The sequence below is a fragment of the Pseudoalteromonas sp. MTN2-4 genome (assembly GCF_042848605.1).
Lineage (GTDB): Bacteria > Pseudomonadota > Gammaproteobacteria > Enterobacterales > Alteromonadaceae > Pseudoalteromonas.
Genome location: NZ_BTGK01000004.1, coordinates 160,868 through 182,743, shown reverse-complemented (window position 1 = coordinate 182,743; position 21,876 = coordinate 160,868). Strand labels below are relative to the sequence as shown.

Here is a 21,876-nt window from a genome sequence, read left to right as displayed (position 1 = left end):
ACAAATATTGATGTAAAAGAGAGACTAGAAATGAACGAACAACAAGTACTAGAAGCATGTAAACAAGGGATCGCAACATGGCAAAAAGCCTTTAACAACCAAGATGCTAAAGGCTGTGCCATGCAATATAACGATAATGCAGTTATGCAAGCACGCCCATTTGGTACTTTTGAAGGCAGACAAACAATAGAGTCATTCTGGCAAGGCATTATTGACCAGGGCTTCAAAGAGGTTGAATACACTGATGTAGAGTGGAAAAAATTTGATGATACAAGCTTCATTTTGACTTCAAAATGGACCATGAATAAAGCATTTGGTGTTGTGCATCGCGAACTTTGGCGCATTGAAGCAGATGGTAAAGCGCGCCTTATTGAAGACGAATTCGAAGTTATGGGCGAACGTTAAGTCTAAAAATACAAAATATATTCAGCTAGATGAGACTTGGCATCTAGCTGACATTTAAAATGCGAATGTACTCTATACATTAAAAGTCGTTAAGTTATACGAGATTTATTAATCTTAATGAACAACTCAGCGGTCGCCATCGCATCATTTAACGCGCGGTGGTGACCGACAAGGCTAATACCTAAATCTCTGCAAATATTGCCTAATGAATATGATTTATGCCCCGGAATGAACTTACGACCAAGTGACACGGTACATAGCTTAGCGCGCTTGTAATACATGCCACAACGTGCAAACTCAGCGCGAATAAACCCCATATCAAAATTCACGTTATGGGCAACAAAAATACACCCCTTTGTAAATGATGCTATATGTTCAGCAATATCAACAAACTCAGGCGCATCGCGAACCATTTGATTATCAATGCCTGTTAATTCGGTAATGTATTTTGGTATGTGTTTGTTCGGATTAACTAATGAACTCCAATGCTCAACAATCTCTTCACCAATGACTTTAACCATCGCCACTTCGGTAATGCGCTCATATTCTTTTTTACCCCCAGTGGTTTCTACGTCGATGATCACATAAGGCTGGGTGAGGTCAATTTGCCACTCAACTTTTTTAATCGAGACATCAAAACCAGCTTTTAATAACTGGTTCATGGTCACCAGTTGATTGCGCCTTAAACTGTCACCCGGTGCTTTTACTTCGACACAAAACAGCTCGGCGCCTTTGACACAAATAAGATCTGGGTAGCCGTCTTTTAACCCTTTGTAATTTTTCGCCATGGCTCGAAGATGCGCACAAAGCGCCTCAATGGGTGCATGTTTTACCAATAGCGAGAGCTCATCAAACAAGCTCTCGTACCAAGCGATAAAACCGTTGGGCTTGCCGTAATGGGCTGTGGTTTGCTTTAGCAACCAAGTGCATAAGTCTTGACTACTCGAAAAACTAGATAAACGTTTTTCAATATTTGCTTCAAATATGTCGTAAAAAATATTTTCTTTGATTGGTTTAGGTAATCGAGAAAATTCATTACCTAAACCACTGAGTTCATGTTCATAAAGTTCGGGCCAAAATGTTAAACAAAATAGTGCACGCCAAATCGCATTCTCGCAGTGGATCGCGGTGATCCCTTGGCGGGCAAAGTTATCTATCAGCCCCTGCTCTGGCGAGCCAACAAATGCTTCATCTAATGGGATAGCCTCCCCTGCGTTTCTGAGCATATTAGTTAAAATTGAAGTGCGTTCAGCACCAAACTTTCTTCTTGAAAAGTCTTCGGCAAAAATTAATAAACCCTCATCCGCTGAGTGTTCAATAATATCGTCAAGCTTTTGCTTACAAGCCTCTATGTCACCTTGAGCATATAAAGTTCTTACTAACTTTTCTTGCGCACCGACATGACCGCTAAGCATCATTAGCTGTGTGGCAAGCTGAGTATGCTCAGGCAGACAAAACACAGCGAGTTTATAAGTCAGCGTGTTGTATTTAGATTCTGCTTGAAAACCTGTTGGTTGAAGAACATCAGAACTTGCAAGGGTGTGTGCCAATGTCAGTTTTTCATCATCACTCAATGTTTTTAAAGATTGAAGTAATTTAGAAAAATAAAAAGCGGTTTGCGTTTCTTCTTGCTCGTCAAAATGAGCGTTTATTTGAGTATTCGCTTTTTCATGTACATTTAAAACACCGAGATCACGCATGGAAAACTGCGAAAGTGTGCCGCCTAATTTGCCAAAATAAACAAATAAGCAAAGCTCAAAAGTCGGCTTAAAATCAGAATATACATAACGATTAAACACCGAGCACTGCTGCACATTTATATGCTGCACTTGCTGCAAGACCGCCTCTAGCCAAGCTTGTTTTTTAGCTGATTTAACGGGCGTATTTTCGAGATTTGAATTAATACATACTTGCTGAAGATCTTGCTTTTTCAGCTCTTTAATTAAATCATGAGGTGGTTTATGAGTTGCAAACTTAACTAGCTCAGCGTCAAGTAGCTCACTGAGAGCCCGCTCAACATCTGTTATTTCGTCATAGTTTAAGTGATCTTTAAAAACAAACTCACTTTTTCTATTTACGATACGCAATAACAAACACAGCGCTGATTCATTTAATACAGACAACTTTTCTAATTGCTGCCGTTGTTTATCAGTGAATAGATGCATACTTGTCGAGCGCAAGAAGTTCATTAATTCATTGAAATGTGACAAGTAATACTTTTCAGGTAGGGCTTTCATAACAAACAACAACTGTATATCAATACAGTTATCATATTTCAGATGTTTTGAGCTGTCCAGCTACTGTCTAGTTACCATTCACTCAAGAAAAATTTTTAAGAAATCACTGGACTTACTCAACCATTGCCTATAAAGTGCGCATCAGCTAGAAAGAAAGTCTAAATTTAAAATCTACATTTCGTTGTACTACTCGTAATACTCGTCCTGAAGCTTTAAGTTCAAGTTTTATTTTCCAAGCAATACCGCCTTCGGGCACATTTTTACAATATTTTTTTTAGGATATGATTATGTCTAAAGTAACTGGTACAGTTAAGTGGTTCAACGAATCTAAAGGTTTTGGTTTCATCGCTCAAGAGTCTGGCGCAGACGTATTTGCTCACTTCAGTGCAATTTCTGGCGATGGTTTCAAAACTCTAGTTGAAGGCCAAAAAGTTGAGTTCACTGTAACTCAAGGTCAAAAAGGTCCTCAAGCTGAAAACATCGTAGTACTTTAATTTTTTAATTAAATTACTCTGAAAAAAGCAGACAGTGTCTGCTTTTTTTGTGCCTTAATTTCTTTGCCTTTTATTTTTTGCATCTTCAATCTTGGATATATATTTATCTGCATCACGGATAAGTGTTTTAAACTCATTTTTTTTCAATGGTTTACTGTAATAATAACCTTGAGCATAATCACAACCAAATGACGCCAATATATCTGACTGCTCTTTAGTTTCTACACCTTCTGCGACTACTTTTAAATCAAGGGCATGGGCCATCATGATAGAAGATCGGATTAAAGCTTCGGCGTTATCACTAACTGCCAAGTCATCAATAAAAGACTTATCTAATTTAACGTGCTTAAACGGAAACTTTCTTAAGTAGCTGAGTGAAGAGTAACCTGTTCCAAAGTCATCCATGGATAGAATAATATTTGCATTAGCAATTTTTTCTAATATTTCAATCGTACTTGAAGAGCTATCAAGTAAAACCCCTTCGGTAATCTCAAGCGCTAAATTACTCGCTGATAATCCTCTATCATCAATATGCTCAATAAGCTTTTCAAGTAAAGAGTGATCCATCAATTGCTTAGGTGATACATTGATAGATATTTTAAAATTTTTATTTCCAGTTAAATTAATAGCCATCAAAGCAAAATTTAACGACTCGCGAATAATAAACTCACCTAACTCTAAGATCTTTCCATTATTTTCAGCTACAGGTATAAATTCTTGAGGTGGTATTAATTCATTCGCTCTTTTTTCCCAACGAATAAGCGCCTCTGCACCGATAACTTCATTATTACTGAAGTCAATTTGCGGTTGAAAAACCATATAAAACTCTTGCTCTATATTTGCAGTAAGAAAGGCTTCTTCTATTTTGAAGTATTTTGATAAGCCAACCGTTAGAGAATCAAAATAATAGGTAAACTGGTTTTTGCCTAACGACTTAGCATGATACATGGCCGCATCCGCTTTTCTGAGGATCTCAGAATATGTCTTTCCATCACATGGATACAGGGCAACACCAATAGAGCAGGAAATTTTTAAAGTACTCGCATCTATGAAGAATGTTCGCTTAAAATCGCTAACTATTTCAAATGCTAAATTTTTAACACTATCTTCATCATTATCAACCTCTAAAATGAGAATAAACTCATCTCCCCCTAGTCGACCAACAAGACCATGCTTTTCTGCGGTACCACTCAGCCTCTCTGCAACTTGACAAAGCAATTTATCTCCAGTGTCATGCCCTAAAGTATCATTAACCTTTTTAAAGTCATCAAGATCAATGAAAAACAAAGCGATATCTAGGTTACTGTTCTGATCGTTACCTTTTGAAACTAATTGTTCAAACCGTTTCTCGCACATATTTCGATTAGCAAGCCCAGTTAACACATCAAAATTGGTTTGGTACTCAATCTCATCTCTTATTTTTACTTCTCGAGTAATATCACGTATCGCAGAGATATAAACCTTTTTATTATTAATTTCAGTTTCATTTAAGCTGATTGCGACATCTAATTCCTTTCCTGTTCTTAACAAAACTTTTAGCCCATCTAGATTACTCATAGGCCTTATAAATGATGACTTTAAATGTACTTTTCTATGTTCTTTATGAATCCTTCTGAGCTTTTGAGGAATGAGCGCTTCAACTTCTAACTGCTTTAGTTCATCTGATGTATATCCAAATAACAGAGTAGCTTGCTCATTACAGTCAATTACTTTTCCGTTTTCAGAGATGATCAATATTGCATCAGGTGTTGAATTGAGTATGTTCTTACGCCACTTGTAATGAAGTTCAAGGCTCTTAAGTGCTCTTTTAACATGAGAAATATTTAAAAAGTAAATATATGCAACGAGTAAACATACATAAATAATAATAAAAACTAAGATGGCAATTGACTCGAAGTAGTCTTGGTGGGCAGCATTTTTGAACTCTATCGCTTTATTCTGAGCAAATACATGTAACTGCTCTAAATCATCAAGCATCATTAAAAAGAGAGGGTCTATTTGTGCAATAAGTAAGTCGTAAGGCTCTTTTTTATGCTCTATTGCAATGGCGTTATAGAAATTATTATATTTTTTATTGAGCTTTTCTAAATTGAGTTGTATAGATTTAACACTATTAGGATTACCCAGGTAATACTTTTCTACTTGAGAAAAGTCCTCCTCTATTCGTGCATTGTAAGTTTGTATCCTGACCTTTAGCTGATTAACAGAAAAGTTTTCATTATAAAAATCTGACTCAACTATCGAATGAAAAAGCACTTGGCTTTGTAGTAGATTGGTTTTAATCTTTTGAACACGATTTGACACTATAAAAGGGTGTTGATAAAGGTTGTCAGTAGCCTCATTGATTTTACTGACCGTATTCGCAAAAGCTGCTACCAAAGCTAAAAAGCCAATAAACATAAAAATGCCAGCCAAAACTTTTTTTTTGCTATCTGACATATCTTTCGCTCATAACCAAGACCTCATATAAGTATAGTCAGTATTAATCAGTTCCCTGTAAAAATTTATTTCTAGTACTAAAATAAAATAAAGGCTTTAATACAGAGCAACTATGAAAGCGCTACTTATACTTCTTATTTTCGTTTACAAGTTCGTGCAAGCTGCGCCCTCTAGGTCTTATTCCGTTATTTTGTATCACCAAGCAAACCCACCATATAGTTTTGTAAAAGCACAGAACCAAGAAGGTATTTTCATTGATATTTTTCGTGAAATAAGTATTTTAACTAATCTAGAATTTGAGTTCGTCCCCCTCTCTGTAGCAAGAGGAAAACTATATTTTGAACAAGGAAAAGTCGACATTGAGCCCGGCATTAGCCCAATATGGAGAAAGAACGAACATATTCAAGGGTTATATTCTATAAGTTATGCTACCTCCAAAGAAATCATCGTTTCTAATCAAGCTCGAGAAATTAAGCATATCTCTGAATTATATGGACAAGTCATAGGTAAAGTCAGAGGGTATAGCTATGGCGTGTTTGATAGGTACTTTGGGCAAAATAAATTAATTGCTGTAGACAATAAATCAGAAAAAATGCTAGTTGAGCAACTTTTCAAAAATAGGTTCAAATATATTTTAATCGGCGAGGCTACTGCCGCATATTATATCGCTAATATTGAAAGATATCGGGATTTTAAAAAGGTTTTTGAAATTTCAGAATACCCTGTAGCCATGAGGGTACACCCACAACACGCGCATTTAATCCCGATTCTGAACCATGCTTTGCGCCAGTTAAAGAGCTCCGGAAAAATTAAATCCATTTATGCTAGGTATGGTTATTTAATAGAATAGTACTTAACTGCACTTTTGATATAGCTGCAGAGATAACCAAGATTCAGCCTCCTCATGAGTTTCGAAAAAAGCAATCTTTTGCTCGAGCAAAGCAGGTGAACGCTGCAGTATGATATGTTTCGTCATTCTGTCATTGACGATAAATGCTTTAGCAATAATAGACTGAGTATTGAGCCAAACATTATAGGCTTGCAAAGTTTGATACGCCTCAGGCGTGCCACCTTCAAGTTCTAGATCATCAATCAGCATTGCAAAAGGCTCACCATTTAATGCATTAACTATGTGTTTTACCGATTCGGTATAATTAAAACAGCCCCTTTCATTGAAGCTGCCAATTAGCTTTGCACTGATAATATTATTTTCTAAAAGCGTTGTTGAAAAACGCCCATGTCCACGTTTAGAAGAAATTGCCATATCACGAAAATAAACCTTAATAACTGACGGCATTATAACCAATCTAGCCACGAGTTTGTTGAACTTTATCAATTTATGGTCAAAAAAGTGAACAAATTTCGCGGCACGAAGTCTGAGCATTAAATAATAAATAAGTATGTTTAGTAAAACCTCGACTGATACAGTCATGGCAACACAAGCTTGTTAGTAATCTAAAACAAAATTAACAACGTAGATTTACGTAAGCTCAGAAAGGAAAACTTATGAAAAAGCATTACTTACTCTTATTATTCATACTATTAACAGGCTGCTCGACTAAGTTTGCTTATAAGAATGCGGACTGGTTAGCTTATTGGTATGTTGACAATTATGTGTCATTAAACGATGCCCAAGAAGATCTACTCGATGAGCACCTAAAAACTTGGCTTGATTGGCATAGAAGCAACGAATTGCCTGCTTATATCGCCCATTTAAAACAAATCAAAACAGATATCGAACAAGGAAACATCACCCCAGCGCGTATTGCTTATCATAACAATGAAGCCGTTGCGCATTGGCATACTGTACGTGCAGAAATTGTACCCGACCTAGTCGCTTTAGCACCTAATTTAACTAAAAAACAAGTAAATAACCTGTTCGAAGAACTCGCAGAGCAAGAAAAAGAAAAACAAGAGAAGCGAGCAAAACTCAGTGATGAAAAACGCCAAAAACGCTGGTTTACTCGCACAGAGAATTCACTAGAAAATTGGCTGGGTGACATCACCTCATCTCAACACAAAATGGTCAAATCACTTTACCTTGCTCAATCGCCTACATCTCATTTGTGGTCAGATTATCGAGCACGTTATCAAGCCTCTCTCAAAACAGTGTTATTAAATATTGTTTCTGAGAGTAAAGATCAAGACAAACTTAAATCGCTGTTACTAAGCCCCGAAAGATTTCGAAGCGACGAGCTAAACAAATTGAACAACCAAAACCGTCAAAGCTACCAAGATTTTTTATATGGGGTTTTTCTAAGTTTAACCGACAAACAAAAGCAGCACCTCTTAAGCGAAATTGATGATTTAATTGATGATATTTCAGAGTTATCACAATAACTTTGCCTTTTAGTCAGTCTTAAATTGTTTGTAGATTTTATTACCAAACCTAGGGCGTGTTGACCTTTGTTGTGTGCTTTTGCAGCAGTGAGTTGGATATTTAGGCAAGGCAGGGGGTGCCCCGCAGAGGCTGCGTAGCAAGGGTTGCCCCGCATAGTTATTCTATGTAAGTCAGCCGATAACGTCGAATAAATGTTCAACTCGCGCTGCTCGAAGAGTTCAACCAAAGGCTTCCACTACTTTGTCATTCGCCACTTATATAACCCATTATGCGGGGCAACCTTTGCTGCGTAGCTCATTTCGCGTATTAAAAGCCTTTGATTTGAACAACATTCATACCTCAAAGATAAACACGCCCTAATTTAAAATTATTTTTATGTTTTTTTGAAATAAAAAACAGACTTTCTCTCTCTACTAGAGCAATTAATCAGTCTTTTAGAGAGAGCAACATGAAATATATTTTCACTAGTTTTATTAGTTTACTTATGGCATTTACTGCCTCTGCATTTGAGAAGAAACCATTTAGTGAAGCAGTGTTTTCAGAACTACAAGAGCAAAATGCGGTCATCATGATTGATGTATACGCCCCTTGGTGCCCAACTTGTAAAAAACAACAAAAGCTTTTTCAACAATACCATGAGCAAAACCCAGATAAACCGTTTCATGTACTTGTTGTTGATTATGACAACGATAAGCAGTGGGTAAAGAAATTTAGAGCCCCAAGGCAATCAACGCTACTTTTATACAAAGGTGACAAGCAGTTTTGGTATTCGGTTGCTGAAACACGTTTTGATGTTATTGAAAAAAAACTAAATAGCGCATTTAAGTTTTAATCATGGGTATTGAATTTGTCTCTCTGCCATTAGCATTAATGGCTGGTGTGCTAAGCATACTCTCACCATGCGTATGGCCCCTTGTTCCCATTGTGATGGCTTCATCATCAAATAGCGGTAAAACAGGTCAACTTGCATTGGCATTAGGTTTAAGCGTGGCATTTGCACTTGCAGGTGGTGTGTTAACATTTATTTTATTTAGCCTTGGCCTATCGCCAGAAGTTTTACGTTGGTTTGGGGCAACTATGTTAGTACTTATGGGTCTCAGTTTGCTGCTCCCTAAAGTCGCGAGTTGGCTATCATTGGTATTAACAAAACTGACACCAGAGCAACGAACACAACAGAGTGAGCAAGACAGTGTTTTAAATCAATTTATGATTGGCATGATGCTTGGTTTAGTGTGGCTGCCATGCGTTGGGCCAACACTTGGCGCTGCCATTGCTCTAGCATCACTAGGTCAAGACTTACTGATGGCCAGCTCAGTGCTATTTCTATTTGGCTTAGGCACTGCCAGTGCTTTAATCATTACCAGTATTATCTCGACCAGCGTTTTACAGAAATTTCGACCGAACGTATTCAGTAATGTTGAGAAACTAAAAAAGCTGTTAGGAATTCTGTTACTCATTTTGGCTATTATGGTCATAACCGGATTTGATAAAACACTTGAAACAATCTCACTTAATTATTTACCTTCTTGGGTGACTGGTGTTTAGATAATCCATACTCAATTAAAGAAAGCCAATCAAATTTGGCTTTCTTTTTCTTTCGTCAAAGGTAGCATATTTATGATCTATTTAGATAACCTGAACTTTGGTTCAGAAGTTTACAAATACATTTTTATTAGGTGAAACATACTGTTGTAGTCTTCAGCCGGAAACTTTTAGGGATAACAAGGCGAATTTGCGCGTCAATAGCAAGCCTATTACAAGTGAATTCAACGTAGTTAGCGTTAAAAGTGGCCGTTGAAGATAAATTTATTAGCCATAGTTCAGGTTAGTTATCAAAAACTCGTTTTCTCTTTTCTTATGGCACTATTGATGTCATGCATTATGTCTTTTGTCATTACGCTTTTTAATGTTGGTTTTATTGAAAATGTCCTGTTTGTTTGGTTAAAAGCATGGGCTTTTGCGTTTGTTGTTGCGTTTCCAACCATCAATCTTGTCGCCCCCATCGTCAACAAATTGGTAAGCTTAGTATTATTCAATCGACACCACATGAGGAGCAATCATGAAAATTTACTTATCTGGCGAAATTCACACTGATTGGCGCGACCAAATTATTACTGGCTGTAAAGCGAAAAACTTACCGGTGACATTTATTTCAGCAAATAACGACCATGAGAGTAGTGACGCAGCGGGCGATTGCTTGGGAGAAGAAGAAAACCAGTTTTGGCGTGATCACAAATCAGCTAAAGTTAATGCCATCAGAATTAAAATGCCATAAAAAGCTGTGACCTTGCGGTGATCCGCTTTGGCGATAAATATAAACAATGGAATGCCGCATTTGATGCCGGTTTCTGTGCTGCACTAGCAAAGCCTTATACTACTTTACACGACGAGTCTATTATTCACCCTCTCAAAGAAGTGGATGGCTCTGCACATGCCTGAGCGACCACAACAGATCAAGTTGTTCAATTAATTGAATATACTTTGGCTTAAAGGTTATTAAACCATCTTGGTAATCGCGCGGTTTATGCCGCGCAAAACATAAATTTATAATACGTATTATTTCTCTAGCCAAGATATTTAAGCAGTCTTCTCAACTTGGTGTTTCACTGGCAACTGGATTGTAAATACAGTACCTTGATTGTCAGAATCAACGCTCAATTTACCATTATGCTCTTGGCATATGATCCGATAGCAAATCGCTAAACCCAGTCCGGTGCCCTCTCCTACTGGCTTGGTCGTGTAAAAAGGTGTGAAAATATCTTTTAGGTGTGACCTTGGAATACCACAGCCTGTATCACTGACTTTTATTTCTATCCAGTCATCAATAAATTGTGTGCTAATCGATATTTTTCCTCGTTCAGAAATCGCTTGCTTCGCATTCATTATGAGATTCATAAACACTTGGTTGAGCTTACCAATATTGACCGGCACCTCAGGTAAAGGCTGTAAATCAAGCGTGACTTCACAATCTGTTTTTAACTCATTGCGTAGAATATTTAATGTCGATTCAATGCCTTGATTAATATCTGAGAGAATGAAAACATCAGAGTCTTCCCGTGAAAAACGTTTTAAATCTAGCATTATCTGCTTGGCTGATTTGAGGCCATTTAACGTTTCTTGCGTCAGTGCAGATAAGTCATCTAACACATAGTTAAACTCTTCGTCATAAAGTAAGGCTCGGCTCGTAACCGGTAGTTCTGGATCTGACTTTACTCGTTGAATTACTTGGGTTAGCTCTGGCAAAAAATCTTTTAAAACTGTGTTTAGATTACTTATCGAAAAGCCCAAAGGGGTATTAATCTCATGGGCAATCCCCGCTGATAGCACACCCACAGAGGCCATTTTTTCAGATTGGATCAATGCAGCTTGATTCTTCGCAAGTTCATTTAAACTATGTTTTAACTCTTCGTTACTTCTTTCTAAGCGAACTTGTGTTTGCTTCAATTTCAATTGATATTGTGCTGATGCTATGCGCGGTGAGGCAATGTTAGCTATTACCTGTAATAATGCTTGTTCAAATTCAGAATAGTCGTTTGGCTTATTTGATTCAGAGTCTATTACAGCTATGGTTTCTCCTTCATAGACTACAGGTACAGCAAGCTCAGACAAACCATCATATTGATCATTGATGTAACGAGGATCAGTTCGGGTATCACAGACGATTTCGGATTCACCCGTTAAAGCAACAGTACCAACAATCCCCTCACCCACAGGTATTTCTATTCGCTCAAAAATTTCTCTGTCTTTGGGGTTTTTAATACCGAAAGCTGCCATTTGCACAAGTTTATCGCCATTACGCAAATAAATGACGCAATCATCAAACTCCATGATTTCGCCAACACCTTGTGCAATTGACCAGAGCAAATCGTCTAACTCAGCTTGGTTCAACATGGCTAGCGCGAAAGCATTAATTTTATCGACACCATACATCATTAGCAGTACCTCAAAGTATGCATATACAAAAGCATAGTTGAGATACTGCGTTATGGCTGAGTAAAAACCATTTAAATAGTTAATTTTTTATATAATTAGCGCACTCTAAATTGCTTAACAATCCCATCTAGCTCACTGGCAAGTTTGGATAAGTTATGTGCAATTTGAGAAGCTTGATCGGCCCCTTCCATCGTATCATGCGCTTTCTCATTAACGTTTTGCACACTATCACTGATTTGCTGGCTCACCACATTTTGCTCTTCTGATGCACTAGCAATTTGTATATTCATATCTTTAATGGTGCCAACTGAGTGAGAGATCGTTTCTAAAACTTGCTCTGTATTAGCTGTTTTTTCAGCAGTTTGCTCTACACCTTGCATATTTGCACGCATAGAATCGACTGAACGTTTTGCTTCACTTTGTAGCTTAGAAATCATCACCTGTATTTCTTCTGTACTTTGTTGAGTGCGACTTGCAAATGACCTTACTTCATCAGCTACAACTGCAAACCCTCTGCCCTGCTCACCAGCACGCGCAGCCTCAATTGCGGCATTTAGCGCAAGCAAATGAGTTTGATCTGCTATGCCCCTGATCACATCAAATATTGACCCAACAGATTCAGTTTCTGCTTCTAAGTTCTCTATTGTTTGGCTTACATTAAGCATGGTTTCAACGAGCTCAGCCATAGCTTGTTGCGCCTCTTGAACAACTCTTTTACCTGAAATTGCATCATTATCAGCACTCATCGCTGAATCAGCGGCCATTTGTGCACTTTGCGTGATTTCATTAACCGTAGTAGCCATTTGATTCATTGCTGTCGCAGTTTGTGTTAATTGCTCTGTTTGTTGCTCCGCACCTATTTTTAATTGTGTGGTGATTTGATTAAGTTCTTCTGAAGTGCTTGTGACCAGGGTTGTCGACTGCATAACTTGCGCAATCATAGCATTCAATTTATCAACCATCTCGCGCATCGCTATGTATATACCAGTCTCATTACCGGTATTTTTAAATTGGTAAGTTAAGTCACCTTTAGAAACAGCTTGTACAATATTAGCCATCTCTACTGGCTCTCCGCCAATCGGCTTTCTGATTAAATTTGGAATAAAGTAGCTTAAGAACACACCTACACCTATAACCATTAATGAAAATACAATAATTGTTACAATGGCAGATTCACTATCTGATTGAAGCTGGGGGCCTATCTCATCTTGACAGCTTTTGCTTGCAAGTTTAATCCTTTCAATTTGCTCAGCGATTTCAAGACCTATTTTATTTAATGAGTTTTCAATTAAATTATTTCTTGAAATAATGATATCTTGAACTTTCTTAATCCCTTCGACATAAACTTTAGAAAGTCTTTCAAAATCATTAAAAGCGGCTATATCTTGAGTATTGGTTAGCACTGATTTAAGCATTTGTGCCTCTATTGCAACTTCTTCGAACTCGTCTAGAGAGCGTTGGTTACCCTTCGACTGAGTTATTAATAAGAAATTTGCTTACATATAAACGTCCAAGTAACAGCGCTTCTTGTAATTTTGAAGATTTATGAAGTAAATCTGTATCTCGAATAGACGCACTTCTATCCATGATTTTTGTAATGCTCTTTCGCATTTCAGCGCCATTACCATCTAAGTCATTTTGCACAACTTGGTTTCGCTGTTCGAATAAGCTCATAACTTGTGTAAATGCAGAGTTGTAATCTTTAGCTTTTTTTTCTATATCATTGATGACAGTCAGCTTATTTCTATCTTGAAATTGGTTTTTCCCCTGCTCGATGAATTTATTTAACAAGTTAAAACGTTATTCAAACTCAGAAACACTCTTCTGATCTTGTTATTTAAGAAACTTCAAAGCATTGAGTCTGACCATTAACAAGTTAGCTTGAATACGACCAGACAAATTACTGTCTCTGACATTCATACGATATTCAACAAAATTATCATGCTCTGAGCTCAAGGCAAAGTTAAGTTGAACATGTAACTTTAGACGCTGGAACATTTAGATAACTCTCAGTATTAAACACTTCCTTTATCATTTCAGCCCATGAATAGTTTAGTTTTTATGAATACAGAAGGTATCTTAAATTTTGCGGGATAATATTGATTGATGAAAGTTTTTGATGTTAGAGCTGGCAATGCCAGCTTTTATTTTTAAGATAAATACCACTGTGCTATTTGATGATACACGCCAATGCCTATGACTACATTGAGTGGAAAAGTTAAACCAAGCGAACTCAACATCGCCAAACCTATGTCAGCCTCTTTTATCGATGCTTTTATCGCGGCAGGTGCAGCGATATAAGAGGCACTGGCCAGAATACTAGCTAAAACAACAATAGAACCTAGAGATAAATCTAAAGTTGCGCCAACAAACACACCTAATGACCCAAGTATAAACGGGATCGTTAATGCAAATATTGCCAGCTTCCAATACTTAAATGGCAGCGGTCTTAAAGTTTGCGCCGCTGTAATACCCATTTCTAATAAAAACAGCGCCAGTACTACTTTAAAGCTCGAAGTTAGTAATCCAGTTACTTGTGCGCCTTGTTGCTCACCATACATTAGGCCTATAAATACACCGCCTACAAGTAGGATCACACTCTTATTCGTTAATGCCTCGTGCCAAAGCGCTTTCATCGAAACTTGCGTAGAGGTGTCATGAGAGAGTTTTCTAAATAACAATAAGCCAACAATAATTGCGGGTAATTCTAACAACACTAAATATAAAGTCACCTCAGCGCCTACTGTCAACTGATTCGTTTCGGCATATGCTAAAGCAACCGCAAATGTACCTGCGCTTACTGAGCCATAATGCGCAGCGATACTAGCGCTATTGGCCACAGAAAGACCGACTAATTTTCTTAATAATGGAAATAAACTCAGCGGGATTAATGCTCCTAGCGCAACAACCGTCAGCATCTGTGGTAATAAAGACCAACTCACATTACCGTGTAATGCAGTTCCGCCTTTTAAACCAATTGTCAGCATTAATAATAAGCTTAACGTATCGTAAGTGGCTTTCGGAATGGCCAGATCTGATCTTAATAACCCAGCGACCAAACCTAAGATAAAAAACATGACGATTATGTCAGGCATAAATACTCCTCTAAATTGCTGCGAAGCATTGTAAAAGACTATTTATATTGATAATAATTAAAGTTTAATAATACATATATAGATAATAATAAATATGATTGAACGCTATCTGACATTTCGCTTGTTAAGGGTCTATATCACATTAGTTCAAACCGGCTCTATTAGCGAAACTGCAAGGCAACTTCATCTAACCCAACCTACTGTATCTATTCAGCTTAAAAAACTGCAAGAAACAGTAGGTCATAGATTATATTCTTTTCAACAACAGAGATTTGTCTTAACTGAAGCCGGAAATGCTCTGTACTTATCTTGCCAGAAGATTTTCGCATGTTTAGATGAATTTACCTCGCAACTAGACGATATAGATGCAGGCCAATCTGGTCACCTAAAGATTGCGATGGTAAACACCGCACAATATATACTGCCTAAGCTAATAGGCCCTTTTCAGATCAGGTTTCCAGGAATAGAAATAACGCTTGAAATAGGTAACCGTGAGCAGGTTCTACAACGTTTCGAACAGGGCTTAGACGACTTGTATGTATTCAGTCATCCCCCCTCATTAGAGCATGCAATTGCTGAACCTTTTCTGGTGAACCCCTTAGTGATGGTTGCCAATAGCGCACATCCTCTTGCTCATAATGAACGCATCGATATCAGAGAATTACTCGAGAACCGTTTTCTGCTGAGAGAGCAAGGCTCAGCGACACGAATGATGTTTGATAGCTTTTTGCAAAACCAAGGCGCAACTCCTTCGCACATGCAGCAACTATCAAGTAATGAGGCAATAAAAGTTGGTATTTCAGCAGGCATGGGGATTGGCATGTTGTCACAGCATGTATTAGATTTGCATAACTCCAACCTAACCGTTTTACCTGTTGATGGGTTACCTTTGGTAAATCATTGGTATTTTATTGCACGTAACGACCGTTATATGCCCAAAACAGCATTGAAGTTTTTAAGCTTTTGTCAAACATCTGTAGAACAAGTTTTAGGTGAACCGTGGCAAGGAGAACTAGAAGGCCTAATTGTTCGTCATTTTGAGAATTTATAATTTGCAAATTGCTATGCAGATTAAAAAAAATGATAGTCTGTATTTTTATAAAAACATATAAAGCAGATACTTAACAACTGGTTCTAATCCTGCATCTTCTAAGTAAAATCACTTCTGTAAGGTGCTATCATGATTAAAAGATGCATAATTGCAACTGCGCTGCTGCCATTTTTAGCTAACGCAGCGCCTTTTGAAACCTGCCCCAGTCAAGCTTTCTTGATGCAAGACAACAATGCCAAAATGTATGGCATCGACTTAGCTTCAGGACGCACAAATATCATTGCCAGCACACTTAGGTTAAATGGTTCTGAAGACACTGCCAGTGTAAATGCTATTGGCTTTAACTTTAAAGACCAATATTTATATGGTTTTCGAAAAGAAAGTAAACAAGTTGTCCGTATTGAACAAACCGTTGAAGGCGAGACAACTCACTATGACTCAACTGCACTTACAGTATCTGGGTTGCCATCTGGTGTTCATTTCTTTGTTGGCGATGTGAAAGTATCGGGTGAAGCACCTGCTGAAGGCGAACCCGATACTCGCACATCTAGTTACTATATCTACAACAAAGGCAATGGCTTATATGAAATTCCTATCAGTGATAACTTAAGCGCTCCATTAACTGCGACCCGAGTTTCTGGCAGCCAAAACTGGGGCATGACGGTTTACGACTTTGCTTTTCACCCTATTACCAACAAGTTGTATGCGATGGAGTCTGATGGTGACTTATTCGAAGTATCTCTCGATGGTTCCAGCCCTGAGCTTGTTACCCGCTTGGATATTGGTTCAGACACAGGCGCCTTTGGTGCCGCCTACTTTGGGGTTCAAGATGTCTATGATGAAGAAACTGGCACAACCAGTGAAAACATCGTCTTCTATGTTAGTAATAATGGTTCAGGTAATATTTTCAAGGTCGACCTAACCAATGTGCCTGACGACAAATCAGGCTATAACCCCACCACAGAAATTTTCACGCTTGGTCCAAAATCTGGGCAGAATGATGGTGCTCGATGTGCCATTGCCAAAGTAGAAGTGACAGACGAATCAATGGACTTTGGCGATGCACCGCTACCTTATCGTAGTGCTCTAGATAACAATGGTGCTCGCCATGTCTTTGACCCCAACCAAGACAATCAAAATCTAATATATCTCGGCCAAACCGTAGATGGGGAGAATATTAACACCAGTACCGATATGAACATTGATTACTCAGACAGCTCTGATGATGGGGTAACTCTTGCGACTGATTTTGCCGCAGGGTTAACCGCCCAAGTTATAGTCAATGCCTCACAAGCAAGTAGTTTATATGCTTGGTTTGACTGGAACCAAGATGGTACTTTCTCTGACGACGAGAAAGCCATAGATAAAGTGAATCTTTCAGCTGGTGATAATAGCATTTTAATTGATGTCCCCAGTGATGCTGTCAATGGTACATCATGGGCAAGATTTAGAGTCACTGACGGAGAAGAAGAAACACTCACGGCTTATGGCGCAGTGCAAGGTGGTGAGGTAGAAGACTATGAATTTGAGACTTATGGCTCTGAAAGCTACCCAGGACAAAATGACTGGATAACGCTTGCCTTTGAAGACCGTTGGCCTTACTTAGATGACTCTGATTTCAATGATTTAGTGCTGCATTATCGTACTACCAAATATTTCTCATCCGAAGGTGTAACCAGCTACCGTATTGAAGGAGAGATTATTGGGGTGGGTGCTTCTTACCATAATGGGTTTGCCGTGCGCCTTTATGAAAAAGATGCAAATACCGGTACGGTTAAAACCGTCTCAACCAATCAAATAAATACAGACAACGCCAGCTTATTCATCAATGGACAAGCTGTTAATCGAGCCATTATAGAACCTGGAAGAACTGATGCCATAGCGATAATAGCTCAAGACATTTGGGATCATGTCAATGTGCAAAATGGGTGTGAGTATTTCAGAACTGATGTCAACTGTGATGTAAATGAAAAGGTGACCTTCTCTGTTACTTTACCATTGGTTAATGCAATTACAGCTGAAAATGCCCCCGGAAATCTACTCGACCCATTTATTTTCGCCAGTGATGACCATTATCATGGTGATGTAATTACCGATGGCAATTACCGTGGGTTAGAGATACATGTGAAAAACCAAGCTCCAACAGAGGCGTTTAATTCTGCTCTGTTATCAGTCGAAGCAGATGACAATAGTGATCCGTCATCATCGATATATTTCCAAACAGCTAATGGTATCCCGTTTGCACTGGCTGTAGGTTCACCTTGGCGCCACCCTCATGAACGAGTCGATATAAATAGCGCTTACAGTAAATTTGCAGATTTTGCTATCAACAATGGCGCTTCATCACCTCTTTGGTTCAATACCGTAGATACCAATATCACCATTCAACTAGGAGCAGAGCAATGAACAAGTATCTCATCATATTAACGAGCCTATTTGCCCTAGCCGCCTGCGGTGGAGGTGGGGGTGAAAGTGGCAGTAATGTATCAAACACAACAGCTAGCTCGACATCATCACAACAAACCAGTAACACTTCGATCTCTGATGATTCATCACAAACAGAAAGTGATAATGCAGATGGTAATTCAGAAGACAGCATAAGTTCAGACGCTGGCTCTGAAGTCATCATGACAGACTTGGTCATCGACAAATCATTTGATTTAAAAACCGATGTAAGTTTGTTGATAGACGCCAAGATATCGACCGGTAACGTGAGAGCATATTTAAATGTGTGTCAAAGCAAAGCTGATTCAGGTAAAGCTGATTACCAAAATTGCATTCTTCGTAAACCCATAAGTCAGGGTGAACTAAACCAAAAGGTAATTTTAAGTCGCCAAGACATCGCCCTTGTCGCGGAGATTTGGCTTTATGACAACAACCCTGAACCCTTGCGTTATCAATGGCAATATGACGAAACACTATCAGAACAGAAATTTGAAATTCGCTACTAGCCAGATAATTGCTCAAATAAAAGCCATAAAGCAAGTTTAGCTTTATGGCTTTTATTTGATTTAGCTTTTTATTTAAAAAGTTAAGTTTTACTTCTTAATACTGAGCAGTGAAGGAAAGTTGGTAGACTTCACCTTCGTCAAAATCAATGATGCTGCCCACTAAATGGAAATTGTCATTGAAGAAATATTTCGCTTGAATACCTAAGTCTGAGTCGTATGAACCTAACCCAAAGGATAAATTACGATTCATGTAATAATTACCCACCACTGACGTATAGTCATAACACTCATCGTCTTCATGGTAGATGTCTAAACTCACAAAACTATCTCCATAAACATGCTTGAAATAACGGCTTGCTAATGACCAAGTATCTAAATCCGACTCAACATTTAAAGTAACACCTAAATAATCAGTATCATTAATTTGATGATTATATTCAGCCTTTACCATAGTGCGATTACTGGTATGTCTCCAGTTATCATAACGAGCACTTATTTTTATCTTATTATCAAGTAAGTAACCAAAGCCTACAGAGTTGTTATAACTAACATGTCCAATATCACCAACACTGCCAGTGACAAACCACTCGTTTGTTGCGAACCATTCACCTGCAACAGACAAATCCCTTGCATAATCAGTTTTTTGATACGCCAACGATATATTTGTGTCGGTGCTTAAATAGCCAAAATCGTCCCAAACACCTGAATGTTGTTGCGGCGCGAAAAATTAATGGCTTGCAACGTAATATGAGTTATCCCCCTCATCGGGGTGGGCAATGTGTACTTGATTGAATAATTGTTTAGACTCATCAGCTACAGAAGAAAATAAAGAAAGTGCTGCAATTACAGCATCAGAGAGAAACTTTTTCATGGTATTCCTTTAATTTCCATTGAAAACATTATCAGATGGGGCGGCATTCTAATTGAAACTACCTTAATCACAAATGACTATTTGTTACAAAAAATTCAATTCTCTTGAGATGTTTATCTTTATAGCTCAGTAAATTAAAGGCACACTTTAGCTACTTCTGACACATGTTCATTTAACCTAGAAACTTGGAGGCTCTTTTGAGCGATAAAGACAAAAAACAGCAGTCTGCTTTTAAGAGTCTGATACCTATTTTTGGTTTTATAAAACCTTACAAGCTAGTTGCACTTTCAGCCTTGTTAGTACTGCTATTTACTTCTGGTTTAAACCTTTTATTAGGTCAAGGGGTGAAGTATGTCATCGACCATGGGTTTATGGCAGGTTCAGTAGAACAACTCACCAATGCGGTTTTTGTCATGATTGCACTGATTGTTTTATTTGCAGGCGGTACATTTACTCGATTTTATTTAATGAGCTGGATTGGTGAACGAGTCTGTAATGACATACGTAAAGCCGTGTTTAATAAAATTATTCACCTTCATCCGAGTTACTTTGAAGAAAACCGCAGTGGCGAGCTGATGTCACGCTTAACCACGGACACAACACTATTACAATCCATCGTAGGTTCTTCATTTTCTATGGCGCTGCGCAGTGCTTTAATGATGATTGGCGGTTTAGTCATGTTATTCATTTTGAACTTTAAGCTGACTTTATTGGTGATGCTCTGCGTACCTTTGACCCTACTTCCCCTTTTCTTCTTCGGTAAAAAAGTACGTAAGCTTTCTGAGAGCAGCCAAAGCGCTATTGCGGATATAAGTACTTATGCTGGTGAAATTATTCAAAATATCAAAGTAGTTCAAAGCTATACCCATGAAACAAAAGAAAAAGCCGCATTTGCAGGAGAAGTAGAAAAAGCGTTCACAGTCGCTAAACACCGTATCACCCAGCGTGCAATCTTAATTGCCGCAGTCATTGGTTTAACATTTAGCGCCATTACTGTGATGCTCTGGGTCGGTGGTATGGATGTGATCGCTGGACGTATGTCAGGCGGTGAACTGGCTGCCTTCGTTTTTTATGCGGTGATTGTTGCTTCAAGCGTCGCAACTGTCTCTGAAGTATATGGCGAGCTTCAACGTGCAGCCGGTGCTGCAACCCGATTATTAGATTTATTAAATGTCAAAAGTGACATTACCAATAAATCTAATGCCTCCTTGCTTACTTGGCATCAAAACGCCCATTTAAAGTTTGATAATGTCACCTTTAATTACCCTTCAAGACCTGAAGTTGCAGCACTTGATAAGGTTAATCTGACAGTCGAAAAAGGCAAAATTATTGCCATTGTTGGCCCTTCTGGTGCTGGCAAAACCACCCTATTTGAGTTACTACAACGCTTTTACGACCCGCAAACCGGACGTATTTTTATAGGAGATCAATCTATTGATTCTCTGACTTTAGATTCTCTTAGACACACAATGGGCATGGTGCCACAAAACCCTGTGCTATTTAGCTCCGATGTCTGGCACAACATTCGATACGGCAACCCTGACGCAACGGATGAGCAAGTAATAGAAGCCGCAAAACGTGCCCATGCACATGACTTTATTACCAGTTTACCCGAAGGCTATGGCAGCTTTTTAGGCGAGCAAGGCGTTCGCTTATCAGGAGGACAAAAACAACGGATCGCGATTGCTCGAGCTATTTTAAAAGACCCATCAATTTTATTGCTTGATGAAGCCACCAGCGCCCTTGATGCAGAAAGTGAATTTCATGTTCAAGCTGCTTTAAATGAGCTAATGCAAGATAGAACGACGCTAATTATTGCGCACCGCCTTGCTACTGTAATGCATGCCGATACCATAGTGGTGATGGATAAAGGCAAGATTATTGCAAAAGGACCGCATAAAGCCCTACTTAAAGAATGTACGCTCTATCAGAGGTTATGTGAATTGCAATTTGACAAGTGTTAAAGTTTTTCAATATAAAATAGTGACTTAACATTTCTTTACAAATAAATACATTTGTAATTGCATCGTTAACTAACTTTTCATACTATAGCCGCGAC

General features: G+C 38.4%; 22 protein-coding genes and 1 pseudogene. 13 read left to right on the top strand and 10 right to left on the bottom strand.

From position 1 onward, the window contains the following. The first annotated feature begins 30 nt into the window (after positions 1-30). Positions 31-405: a YybH family protein gene (locus ACGHEH_RS11885; RefSeq protein ID WP_390445580.1), complete on the top strand. Its 375-nt coding sequence runs from the start codon at positions 31-33 to the stop codon at positions 403-405. Positions 406-494: 89 nt separating this feature from the next. On the opposite strand, the gene ACGHEH_RS11880 is transcribed toward ACGHEH_RS11885, so the two are convergent. Next, positions 495-2,642 carry an exonuclease domain-containing protein gene (locus ACGHEH_RS11880; RefSeq protein WP_390445578.1) on the bottom strand — a complete coding sequence of 716 codons (2,148 nt, stop codon included), beginning with the start codon at positions 2,640-2,642 and terminating at the stop codon, positions 495-497. A 287-nt stretch (positions 2,643-2,929) separates the two neighbouring features. Here ACGHEH_RS11880 and ACGHEH_RS11875 point away from each other — a divergent pair, with 287 nt between their 5' ends. Further along, positions 2,930-3,136, top strand: a complete 207-nt coding sequence (locus ACGHEH_RS11875) for a cold-shock protein (RefSeq protein ID WP_058029451.1) — start codon at positions 2,930-2,932, stop codon at positions 3,134-3,136. A gap of 54 nt (positions 3,137-3,190) precedes the next feature. Here ACGHEH_RS11875 and ACGHEH_RS11870 read toward each other — a convergent pair whose 3' ends face one another. Further along, on the bottom strand, positions 3,191-5,575 hold the full coding sequence (locus ACGHEH_RS11870) for a putative bifunctional diguanylate cyclase/phosphodiesterase (RefSeq protein ID WP_390445575.1): 2,385 nt from the start codon (positions 5,573-5,575) through the stop codon (positions 3,191-3,193). Positions 5,576-5,687: 112 nt separating this feature from the next. Between ACGHEH_RS11870 and ACGHEH_RS11865 the strand changes: the two genes are divergently transcribed. Next, positions 5,688-6,425: a substrate-binding periplasmic protein gene (locus ACGHEH_RS11865; RefSeq protein WP_390445572.1), complete on the top strand. Its 738-nt coding sequence runs from the start codon at positions 5,688-5,690 to the stop codon at positions 6,423-6,425. Between the two features lie 3 nt (positions 6,426-6,428). Here ACGHEH_RS11865 and ACGHEH_RS11860 read toward each other — a convergent pair whose 3' ends face one another. After that, positions 6,429-6,839 carry a hypothetical protein gene (locus tag ACGHEH_RS11860; RefSeq protein WP_390445571.1) on the bottom strand — a complete coding sequence of 137 codons (411 nt, stop codon included), beginning with the start codon at positions 6,837-6,839 and terminating at the stop codon, positions 6,429-6,431. Positions 6,840-7,081: 242 nt separating this feature from the next. Here ACGHEH_RS11860 and ACGHEH_RS11855 point away from each other — a divergent pair, with 242 nt between their 5' ends. The 6 genes from ACGHEH_RS11855 to ACGHEH_RS11830 all read left to right on the top strand — a co-directional run bounded on the left by ACGHEH_RS11855 (position 7,082) and on the right by ACGHEH_RS11830 (position 10,355). Beyond that, positions 7,082-7,915 carry a DUF6279 family lipoprotein gene (locus ACGHEH_RS11855; RefSeq protein WP_390445568.1) on the top strand — a complete coding sequence of 278 codons (834 nt, stop codon included), beginning with the start codon at positions 7,082-7,084 and terminating at the stop codon, positions 7,913-7,915. 449 nt (positions 7,916-8,364) lie between these two features. Beyond that, on the top strand, positions 8,365-8,748 hold the full coding sequence (locus ACGHEH_RS11850; protein ID WP_390445566.1) for a thioredoxin family protein: 384 nt from the start codon (positions 8,365-8,367) through the stop codon (positions 8,746-8,748). Between the two features lie 2 nt (positions 8,749-8,750). Beyond that, positions 8,751-9,461 (top strand): cytochrome c biogenesis CcdA family protein, encoded by a 711-nt coding sequence (locus ACGHEH_RS11845; protein ID WP_390445564.1) that lies wholly within the window; start codon positions 8,751-8,753, stop codon positions 9,459-9,461. A 312-nt stretch (positions 9,462-9,773) separates the two neighbouring features. Then, positions 9,774-10,010, top strand: a complete 237-nt coding sequence (locus ACGHEH_RS11840; protein WP_390446020.1) for a DUF2798 domain-containing protein — start codon at positions 9,774-9,776, stop codon at positions 10,008-10,010. Further along, a complete protein-coding gene (locus ACGHEH_RS11835; protein WP_390445561.1) occupies positions 9,976-10,191 on the top strand; it encodes a YtoQ family protein in 216 nt (71 codons plus the stop codon). The genes ACGHEH_RS11840 and ACGHEH_RS11835 overlap by 35 nt, the downstream gene beginning before the upstream one ends. 17 nt (positions 10,192-10,208) lie before the next feature. Further along, complete coding sequence (locus ACGHEH_RS11830) at positions 10,209-10,355, top strand: YtoQ family protein (protein WP_390445558.1); 147 nt, start codon at positions 10,209-10,211, stop codon at positions 10,353-10,355. Positions 10,356-10,493: 138 nt separating this feature from the next. On the opposite strand, the gene ACGHEH_RS11825 is transcribed toward ACGHEH_RS11830, so the two are convergent. The 5 genes from ACGHEH_RS11825 to ACGHEH_RS11805 form a co-directional block, all read right to left on the bottom strand. Next, positions 10,494-11,849: an ATP-binding protein gene (locus tag ACGHEH_RS11825; RefSeq protein WP_349285893.1), complete on the bottom strand. Its 1,356-nt coding sequence runs from the start codon at positions 11,847-11,849 to the stop codon at positions 10,494-10,496. Between the two features lie 95 nt (positions 11,850-11,944). After that, a complete protein-coding gene (locus tag ACGHEH_RS11820) occupies positions 11,945-13,264 on the bottom strand; it encodes a methyl-accepting chemotaxis protein (protein WP_390445555.1) in 1,320 nt (439 codons plus the stop codon). A gap of 46 nt (positions 13,265-13,310) precedes the next feature. Further along, positions 13,311-13,640 (bottom strand): hypothetical protein, encoded by a 330-nt coding sequence (locus ACGHEH_RS11815; RefSeq protein WP_390445552.1) that lies wholly within the window; start codon positions 13,638-13,640, stop codon positions 13,311-13,313. Between the two features lie 42 nt (positions 13,641-13,682). Beyond that, a complete protein-coding gene (locus tag ACGHEH_RS11810; protein WP_390445549.1) occupies positions 13,683-13,847 on the bottom strand; it encodes a hypothetical protein in 165 nt (54 codons plus the stop codon). 152 nt (positions 13,848-13,999) lie between these two features. Next, positions 14,000-14,944 carry a sodium-dependent bicarbonate transport family permease gene (locus tag ACGHEH_RS11805; protein ID WP_390445546.1) on the bottom strand — a complete coding sequence of 315 codons (945 nt, stop codon included), beginning with the start codon at positions 14,942-14,944 and terminating at the stop codon, positions 14,000-14,002. Between the two features lie 94 nt (positions 14,945-15,038). On the opposite strand from ACGHEH_RS11805, the gene ACGHEH_RS11800 reads away from it, so the two are divergent. From ACGHEH_RS11800 to ACGHEH_RS11790, 3 genes are all read left to right on the top strand, one after another. Beyond that, positions 15,039-15,995, top strand: coding sequence for a LysR family transcriptional regulator (locus ACGHEH_RS11800; protein WP_390445544.1), 957 nt, complete (start codon positions 15,039-15,041; stop codon positions 15,993-15,995). A 129-nt stretch (positions 15,996-16,124) separates the two neighbouring features. Then, positions 16,125-18,401 carry an LruC domain-containing protein gene (locus ACGHEH_RS11795; protein WP_390445541.1) on the top strand — a complete coding sequence of 759 codons (2,277 nt, stop codon included), beginning with the start codon at positions 16,125-16,127 and terminating at the stop codon, positions 18,399-18,401. Further along, complete coding sequence (locus ACGHEH_RS11790) at positions 18,398-18,946, top strand: hypothetical protein (protein ID WP_390445539.1); 549 nt, start codon at positions 18,398-18,400, stop codon at positions 18,944-18,946. The genes ACGHEH_RS11795 and ACGHEH_RS11790 overlap by 4 nt, the downstream gene beginning before the upstream one ends. 94 nt (positions 18,947-19,040) lie before the next feature. Here ACGHEH_RS11790 and ACGHEH_RS11785 read toward each other — a convergent pair. Next, positions 19,041-19,661: pseudogene (locus ACGHEH_RS11785) on the bottom strand (putative porin); the annotation flags it as partial. A gap of 12 nt (positions 19,662-19,673) precedes the next feature. Continuing rightward, complete coding sequence (locus tag ACGHEH_RS11780) at positions 19,674-19,817, bottom strand: hypothetical protein (RefSeq protein WP_390445536.1); 144 nt, start codon at positions 19,815-19,817, stop codon at positions 19,674-19,676. A 197-nt stretch (positions 19,818-20,014) separates the two neighbouring features. Here ACGHEH_RS11780 and ACGHEH_RS11775 point away from each other — a divergent pair, with 197 nt between their 5' ends. Then, complete coding sequence (locus tag ACGHEH_RS11775) at positions 20,015-21,781, top strand: ABC transporter transmembrane domain-containing protein (protein WP_390445533.1); 1,767 nt, start codon at positions 20,015-20,017, stop codon at positions 21,779-21,781. The last annotated feature ends 95 nt before the right edge of the window (positions 21,782-21,876 follow it).